We start from the raw sequence: 8235 nt of genomic DNA, 5'->3' as shown, positions 1-8235 counted from the left end.
AAAAAAGGCGGCCCGAAGGGCCGCCTGTATCGTGCGCAAAAAACCGGTGCTTGGAGGCCGCGAGGCCGCGGCGTGGAAGCTGCGAGGCCGCGGCGCGGGGGCTGCGGTCAGGGCGCCGCAGTCCGGAGGTGGCGGGTTATTTGAGGTTCATGTCGTCGATGATTGACTTGATCTTGGCATCGAGCTGCGCCTCGACCTTCTCGTAGTCGGCGACGTCGGCCAGCGGGGCGTTGACGCTGAAGTAGAATTTGATCTTGGGCTCGGTGCCGCTGGGGCGGGCGGAAATCTTGGTGCCGTCGGCCAGCAGGAACTGGAGGACGTTGGACTTGGGGAGGGTGAGCGGGTAGATTTCGCCGTTCTCCAGGTTCCGGCCGATCTGTTTCTGGTAGTCGAGGACGGTTTTGACGGCGACGCCGGCGATGGTCGTGGGCGGCGACTGGCGGTAGCCTTCCATCATCTGCGCGATCTCTTCCTGGCCGTGCATCCCCTTTTTGGTCAGGGATATGAGGGACTCCTTATAAAAACCGCAGTCCTTGTAGAGCTCGATGAGCTTGTCGTAGAGGCTGCGGCCCTTTTGCTTTTCGTAGGCGGCCATCTCGCAGAGGATGGCGACCGCGGTGACGGCGTCCTTGTCGCGGACCTTGTCGCCGACCATCAGGCCATAGCTTTCCTCACCGCCGATGATGTAGTGTTCCTTGCCTTCCTTTTCCTTGATCAGCTCGGCTATCCATTTGAAACCGGTGAGGACGTTGTAGCAGTGTACGCCGTACTTGCCGGCCAGGACGTCGATCATGTCGGAGGTGACGATGGTCTTCACGACCATGTCGTTGGGGGTGGCGATGCCCTTGGCCTTACGGGCCTCCATGAGGTAGTTGAAGGCCAGGACGGCGGTCTGGTTGCCATTCATGAGCACCCATTTGCCCTTATGGTCCTTGATGCCGATGCCGACGCGGTCGGAGTCGGGGTCGGTGCCGGCCAGGATGTCGGCGTCGATCGACTGGGCCAGCTTGAGGCCGAGGCTCATGGCGCCGGGCTCTTCGGGGTTGGGGTTGACGACGGTCGGGAAATTCCCGTCCGGCGTGGCCTGTTCCTGGACGATGTGGATGTTGGTAAAACCGTAGCGTTTCAGGTCGTCGGGGACGAGCATGATGCCGCTTCCGTGGATGGGGGTATAGACGATCGACAGGTCGTGCTGCTGGGCGATGATGTCGGGGTAGACCGACTGGCTCTTCGACATTTCGATAAACGCTTCGTCCATGTCCTTGCCGATGCTCGTGATGTTCTGGGCTCCCCCACCCCACTTGACCTCGTCCAGGGACTCGATCTTGCCGACCTCGATCATGACGTTCTTATCGTGCGGCGGCACCAGCTGGCCGCCGTCGTTCCAATAGGCTTTATACCCGTTGTACTCTTTGGGGTTGTGGGAAGCGGTGAGCACGACACCCCCATGGCAGTGGAGGGTGCGGATGGCGAAGGACAACTCCGGCGTGGGTCTCAGGCTCTCGAAGAGGAATACCTTGATGCCGTTGGCGGCCATGACGTTCGCGGTGATCTCGGCGAACTTGCGGCTGTTGTTGCGGCAGTCGTGGGCGATGGCCACGCGGACCTCGCCGGTCACCTGCTGCCTGAGGTAGTTCGCGTAGCCCTGGGTCGCCATCCCGACGGTATACTGGTTCATCCGGTTGGTGCCGGGCCCCATGATGCCCCGCAGCCCGCCGGTCCCGAATTCCAGGGTCTGGTAGAAGGCGTCGTTGAGCTCGTCGGGGTTGTTCTTCTGGAGGTCCTGGATGGCGGCTTTGGTTTCAGGATCGTAGTTACCCTGAAGCCAGGAATTCACACGCTGTTGAGTCTGGTTATCCATTTTTGGTTAGTTTTCGTTTGGTGCTATTCGAGCCACGCGCCCGTTACGCGGCCGTTTTCCACGCCCACGAAGATATGCTCCTGGAGCGTCGTGGACAAAGAAAGTCCGATGTAGTCCGCCTGCACGGGGAACGCCTTGTGGGCGCGGTCCACCAGCACCAGGGTCTGGAGACCCGCGGGATGCTTTTCGAGGAAGGGCTTCAGGGCGTAGATCAGGGTCTTCCCGCTGTTGGCCACGTCGTCGACCAGGATGATGGTTTGTCCGTCGATGGGGAGGTCCTTGGACAACCGGATGGCTCCGGGGTGTCTTTTGTCCAGCTGTATTTCCAACAGGTCCGCCGTCAGACCGATCTTTTCGAGCATATGCCGTAAGAGGACGGCAATGTGCATGCCATTTTCGTGTACCCCCGCCAGGACCAGGGAGGATACGCCCGTGTTCCGCTCCGCTATCTCATAGGCCATCCGCTGTAACTTCCGTCCTGCCGCCTCCGCGGAAAGGATGTATTTTCTGTCGCTCATGCTGAACCTGTTTTCAGGCCCGAATTTACATTAAATTAGCGGGCACAAACCAAGAATATGCACGTTCTGCAGGAGATCATCTTTGTCCTCGTGCTGCTGGGAGCGGCGGGGCTTTTCGCCCGGAAGACCGGGAAGATCCGCCGGAATATCCGGTTGGGAAAGCCGGATGAACCCGCGGCCGTTGAAACGGACGCGATCGGGTCGGCCGGCGGTGATAAGCGCACGGCTGCGACCGGGTCGGCCCGCACGACCGCACGCCGCTGGAAGCGCACGCTCATCTACGCGCTGGGGCAAAAGCGGCTTTTCCGCTATCCCCTGGTGGGCGTGCTCCACTTCTTTATATACATCGGGTTTATCATTATCAACCTCGAAATTCTCGAGATCGTCCTGGACGGCGTGCTGGGGACGCACCGGATATTCTCCGGTTTCATGGGCGGCTGGTACGCGCCCTTTATCGACGCCTTCGAAATCCTGGCGGTGCTGGTGCTGGTGTCCTGCGCGGCGTTTTTGATCCGGCGCAACGTCCTACGGGTACGCCGGTTGAATACTTCCGACCTGAAGGGCTGGCCGAGGGAGGACGCAAATATAATCCTGGTGACGGAGATTATCCTTATGGGGTTGTTCCTTACGATGAACGCCGCGGACGGCGGGTATCTCGTGTCTTCGTGGCTCCCTGTCGGCCGTTCCGGGGGGCTGGCGCTGACGTGCTGGTGGCTCCACATCATCGGGGTGCTCGCGTTCCTGAACTATCTCCCCTACTCCAAGCACTTTCACATCATACTCGGGTTCCCGAATACGTATTACGCGCCGTTGGAGCCGCCCGGCGAAATGGTCAATATGCCAGCGGTGCAGCAAGAGGTTTCTTATATCTTCCATCCGGAGCTGGCGCCTTCCGGCGGAGCCGCTCCCGAGCACTTCGGCGCCCGGGACGTTTTTCAGCTGAGCCGGCGGCAGCTCCTCCAGGCTTACTCCTGTACCGAGTGCGGGCGCTGCTCCGCGGCCTGCCCCGCCAACCAGACCGGCAAAAAGCTGTCGCCGCGGAAGATCATGATGGATACCCGCGACCGGTTGGAAGAGGTCGGGCGGAACATCGACGCCAACGGGTCCTTTAAGGATGACGGCAAGACGTTGCTGCATAACTATATCACCCCCGAAGAGCTCCGCGCCTGCACCACCTGTAACGCCTGCGTGCAGGAGTGCCCGGTGAGCATCAGCCCGCTGTCGATCATCCTGGAGCTGCGGCGGTCGCTGGTGATGGAGGAGAGCTCCGCGCCGGCGGAATGGAACGGGATGTTCTCCAATATCGAGAACAACTTCGCACCGTGGAAGTTCTCGCCGGACGAGCGGGGACGCTGGGCGGAAGGGGCCTAAGGGGGCGCGGGCGCCACCGGGCTATGCGCCGCCGAGCTCCACCAGCTTCTCGAAAAGGATCTCGTATTCCGCGTTGAGGTTGTCGAGCGCCTTCGCCGTGTCCTTGTAAGCCTTTTCGGTCTGCTGGAATTTGGCGGCGTCGGCGTAGACGTCGGGGGTGCCGAGGGCGGCTTCGAGATCGGTTTTTTGCTTTTTGAGCTTGGCGATGTCGGCTTCGACCTGCTCGAAGCGGCGTTGGTTCTTTTGGAGTTCTTTTTTGGCCTCCTTGTCGATCGGCGTGTTGGGCTTTGGAGCGGCGGGCTTGGGGGGTTCGGGCGCCGTTTTTGCCGCGGCAGCGGCAGGCCCTCCTTTTGCAGGGGCGTTGTCCCCGCCTTTGGCGGAGCCCTTCGCCGGCGCGGGCGTCCCGGCGGCGCGGGCGGCCATGCGGGCCTTCCATTCGACCCATTCTTCGTAGTGCCCGACGAATTCCTTGATCTGGTGGTTCTCGTCGATCTCCCAGATCTTATTGGCGGTCTTCTGGACGAAGTAACGGTCGTGGCTGACGAGCAGGAGGCTGCCTTCGTAGCGGTTGAGGGCGTCGATCAGGAGGTTGACCGAGTGCATGTCGAGGTGGTTGGTCGGTTCGTCGAGCAACAGGAAGTTGGCCTTGCTGATGATGACCTTGGCGAGGGCGACGCGGGCCTTTTCACCGCCGCTGAGGACCTTGATCTTTTTTTCGACGTCGTCGCCGCTGAAGAGGAAACAGCCGAGGACGGTGCGGAGCTCGAACTCGGTCTTTTGCGAGCCGCTGTGGAGCATTTCGTCGATGACGGTCATGTTGACGTCGAGGGCCTCGAGCTGGTGCTGGGCGTAGAAGCTTTCCACGACGTTGTGGCCCCAGATGCGCTCGCCCGTAAAGGCCTCGGTGCCCGCAATGATGCGCAGGGCGGTCGACTTACCGCGACCGTTAGCGCCGATGAGCGCGATCTTGTCGCCGCGGTTGATCTCGACGTCGGTGTGTTCGAGGATGACGTTCGGACCGAAGGACTTGCCGGCGTCCTTGAGCGTGACGAGGACCTTACCGGGTTGCTGTCCCACCGAGAAGTTGATCCGCAGGTCGGGCCGCTCGACCTTTACGTCTTCGATCCGGTCGAGCTTGTCGAGGCGCTTCATCGCGCTTTGCGCGGCCGTTGCCTTGGTGGCCTTTGCCTTGAAGCGCTCGATAAAACGCTCCTGCTGGCGGATATAGTCCTGCTGGTTTTCGAAGGCGCGCTGCTGGAGCTCGGTCCGCAGGACCTTTTCCTCCATATAGTACGAATAGTTCCCTGAATAGATGTGCAGCTGCTGCTGGTAGAGCTCGACGATCTTGTTGACCATCCGGTCGAGGAAGTAGCGGTCGTGCGAAATGATCACCACCGAGCCCTGGTAGTGGACGAGGTATTTTTCGAGCCATTCGATCGAGGGCAGGTCGAGGTGGTTCGTCGGTTCGTCGAGCAGGAGCAGGTCCGGTTTCTGGAGGATCATCTTGGCCAGCAGGACGCGCATCCGCCAGCCCCCGCTGAACGTATGATAGGGCCGCTCTAAATCGGCGTTCGCAAAACCGAGGCCTTGGAGCACCTCTTCCGTCTTATGGTGTATGTTGTAGCCGTCGAGGACGTCGATCTCGTGGAGCTTTTCGGAGTACTCCATGAGCAGGGCTTCGTCCTCTTTCGTCTCCAGGATCTTCCCCAGGTCCTCGATCTCCTTCTCCAGCTGGAGGACGCGTTCGAAGGCGCCCATGGCGACCCGCAGCACGGAGTCGCCGGTATCGAAGCTCAACAGGTCCTGGTGCAGGTAACCGACGCTCACGCCCCGGCTCCGCACGACCTCTCCTTTGGAAGGGGTGTATTCCCCCACCAGGACTTTCAGTAGCGTCGATTTACCGGTCCCGTTGTAGCCGATCAAACCGATCCGTTCCCCTGGATGGATGTGCCAGGTGGCCTCCTTTACTATGACCCGTGCGCCGAATTCAAAGGTTACGTTTTGTAAGCCTGCGAGCATATTTTTTTACTTTCAGAGCGCAAAGTTACGCCCTGTAATTCCATTATCTTTATAAAAATATACCCTTATGCGCCGCTACTGTATCCTCCTGGTTTTTTGTGCGATAGCCTGCAACAGCAAGGACAGGGAGGCCACGCCGCCGACCGCGCCCAAACCTGAGTCGGTGCCCGGCGCCAAATACTCCGCGGCGTTCGCCCGGTCGCTCGACGGGGCCCTGGGAGCGTACAACGGCTTGCTGGGCGCTTTCGCAAAGGGGGACACCGCCGCCATCGGCTCTTCCGGCCGCGCCCTGGCGCAGTCGCTCGACGGCCTGGGTCTCGACGACTTCAAGACCGACACGCTGGTGTACCAGACGGCTGTTTCCAAAATTTCGGATACCCGTACCGAAATAAAGGGGCTCCTCGGTGAGGTCACGCTGTCGGGGCGTCGCAACGAGCTCAATATGGTATCACAGGACCTCTACGACCTGCTTCGGATCGTTAATTATGCGGGGAAAACGTTGTATCTCACCGAATGCGGTACCGCCCTGTCCGGCGGACAGGCGGGGGACTGGATCAGCGCTACCAGCGATAGCACCGCGGGCGGTAATCCCTATACGGGGGGCGCGGGGTGCGCGCAGGTCAAGGATTCGATCGGGAAGCGCTAGGCGCCCCGCACGCCGTCGGCCCGCTCATCCGGTGGGCCGCCCGCTCGCCCAAGCGCGGTTTGGCATGGGGGCAATTTCTCCCTAGCTTCCGAACAAATAATCAGCTAGACATGAGAAAATTAACCCTGGCGTTAGGCCTTTCCCTGTTGGGGGCCAGCCCGCTGCTGGCGCAGGAGTCCCCGGACCCCGCCGTCGTGGCCAAGATCGAGGATCAGGCCTTCAACCATTCCCAGGTCATGAACATCGCTTTTTACCTGACCGACGTCAGCGGGCCCCGGCTGACCAATTCGCCCGGGTATTTCCGCGCCGCCAACTGGGTCAAGAACAGCCTTACCCAGTGGGGCCTGTCCAACGCGCACCTGGAAGCCTGGGGCGACTTTGGCAGCGGCTGGGAGCTGGATAAGTCTTATCTGGCGATGAAAACTCCTTATTATCAGCCCATTATGGCATATCCAAAGGCCTGGACGGCTGGCACCAACGGACCCGTTTCGGGTTCGGTGGTCGTCGTTTCGGCCAAGGATTCGGCGGAGCTGATGACCTACCAGGGGAAGCTCAAGGGTAAGATCGTCGTTTTTGACAACACCGATACGCTGGCCGTGCCCCTGAAGGCCGATGGCACGCGCTATACCGACGAGGAGCTGACCGAGCTCCAGCAGCCCCAGGCGGAACGCCGCCGCGGCCCCGGGCCCGGCGGACCGGACTCCGCCGCGCGCATGGCGCAGTTCCGTAATCGCGGCGCCTTTGCCCGGATGCAATCGAGCTTCCTGCGTTCCGAAGGCGTCCTGATGCTCGTCAGCGGCACCATCCGCGGGAAGGACGGCACCCTTTTCGTCCAAAGCTGGGGCGGCAATGCCCAGAACCTGCCCGCCGGTCTGCTCGACATGGTGGTGCCTATCGAAGAGCTCCACCGGATGATCCGTCTGGTCAAGGCCGGCGTCCCCGTAGAGCTCGAGGCCGACGTGAAGAGCCACTTCACTGACAACAAGGGCGATAAGCAGGGCTACGACGTCGTGGGCGAAATCCCCGGCACCGACCCCAAGCTGAAAGCTGAGCTCGTCATGCTCGGCGGCCACCTGGACTCCTGGCATTCCGCCACCGGCGCCACCGACAACGCCGCCGGCTCCGCCGTCATGCTCGAGGCCGTCCGTATCCTCAAAACCCTCGACCTGCACCCCCGCCGCACCATCCGCATCGTCCTCTGGAGCGGTGAAGAGCAAGGCCTCTTCGGCTCCCGCGGGTACGTCAAAAATCACTTCGCCGATCCCACCGATATGGTCACCAAACCCGAATGGGACAAGGTCTCCGCGTATTATAACCTCGACAACGGGTCGGGCAAGATCCGTGGGGTGTACCTCCAGGGCAACGAGGCCGTTCGCCCGATCTTTACCGCGTGGCTGGCGCCCTTTGCCCCGCTCGGCGCGACCACGCTGACCATCCGCAACACCGGGTCGACCGACCACGTTTCCCTGGACGCCGTCGGCATCCCCGGGTTCCAGTTTATCCAGGACGCCCTCGAGTACGATACGCGCACCCACCACAGCACCGTAGACTCCTACGATCACCTCTCCGCCGAAGATCTGAAGCAAGCGTCCGCCATCGTGGCGACGTTTGTATACCAAACCGCGGTCCGCGACGAGAAGCTTCCCCGGAAAGAGAAGCCGGCGCCGCGGCCGGCGGGCGCGAGGCCCTTTTAGGGCGCCGCCGCGCCTTTCGGGTTGTTGCCCCGAGGCCTTCCTTAGTCATCACCTTGGACATCAGAGAGATACATTGCCGCCCCCTTCGGGGGCGGCTTTTTTGCGCGTGGGATTGCGCATTTTGAT

General features: G+C 61.3%; 6 protein-coding genes. 3 read left to right on the top strand and 3 right to left on the bottom strand.

The genetic code is table 11. The features are described from left to right. Window positions 1-136: 136 nt before the first annotated feature. Entirely contained in the window at window positions 137-1861 is a 1725-nt protein-coding gene (locus VL547_RS24075; protein ID WP_325582861.1) for a phospho-sugar mutase, read from the bottom strand. A 23-nt stretch (window positions 1862-1884) separates the two neighbouring features. After that, a complete protein-coding gene (locus VL547_RS24070; protein WP_325582859.1) occupies window positions 1885-2379 on the bottom strand; it encodes a phosphoribosyltransferase family protein in 495 nt (164 codons plus the stop codon). Window positions 2380-2436: 57 nt separating this feature from the next. Between VL547_RS24070 and VL547_RS24065 the strand changes: the two genes are divergently transcribed. Next, on the top strand, window positions 2437-3750 hold the full coding sequence (locus VL547_RS24065; protein WP_325582857.1) for a (Fe-S)-binding protein: 1314 nt from the start codon (window positions 2437-2439) through the stop codon (window positions 3748-3750). A 21-nt stretch (window positions 3751-3771) separates the two neighbouring features. Here VL547_RS24065 and VL547_RS24060 read toward each other — a convergent pair whose 3' ends face one another. Continuing rightward, a complete protein-coding gene (locus VL547_RS24060; RefSeq protein ID WP_325582855.1) occupies window positions 3772-5769 on the bottom strand; it encodes an ABC-F family ATP-binding cassette domain-containing protein in 1998 nt (665 codons plus the stop codon). Between the two features lie 67 nt (window positions 5770-5836). Between VL547_RS24060 and VL547_RS24055 the strand changes: the two genes are divergently transcribed. Then, on the top strand, window positions 5837-6415 hold the full coding sequence (locus VL547_RS24055; RefSeq protein ID WP_325582853.1) for a hypothetical protein: 579 nt from the start codon (window positions 5837-5839) through the stop codon (window positions 6413-6415). Window positions 6416-6525: 110 nt separating this feature from the next. Continuing rightward, the gene (locus tag VL547_RS24050) at window positions 6526-8109 is read left to right on the top strand and encodes a M20/M25/M40 family metallo-hydrolase (protein ID WP_325582850.1); all 1584 of its coding nucleotides are present in this window, start codon (window positions 6526-6528) and stop codon (window positions 8107-8109) included. Window positions 8110-8235: the final 126 nt, after the last annotated feature.

The organism is Dinghuibacter sp. (assembly GCF_035492835.1).
In the GTDB taxonomy this organism is placed as follows: Bacteria; Bacteroidota; Bacteroidia; order Chitinophagales; family Chitinophagaceae; genus Dinghuibacter.
Note: the sequence above shows the minus strand (reverse complement) of the source record. Positions and strands in the feature narration are given on the sequence as shown.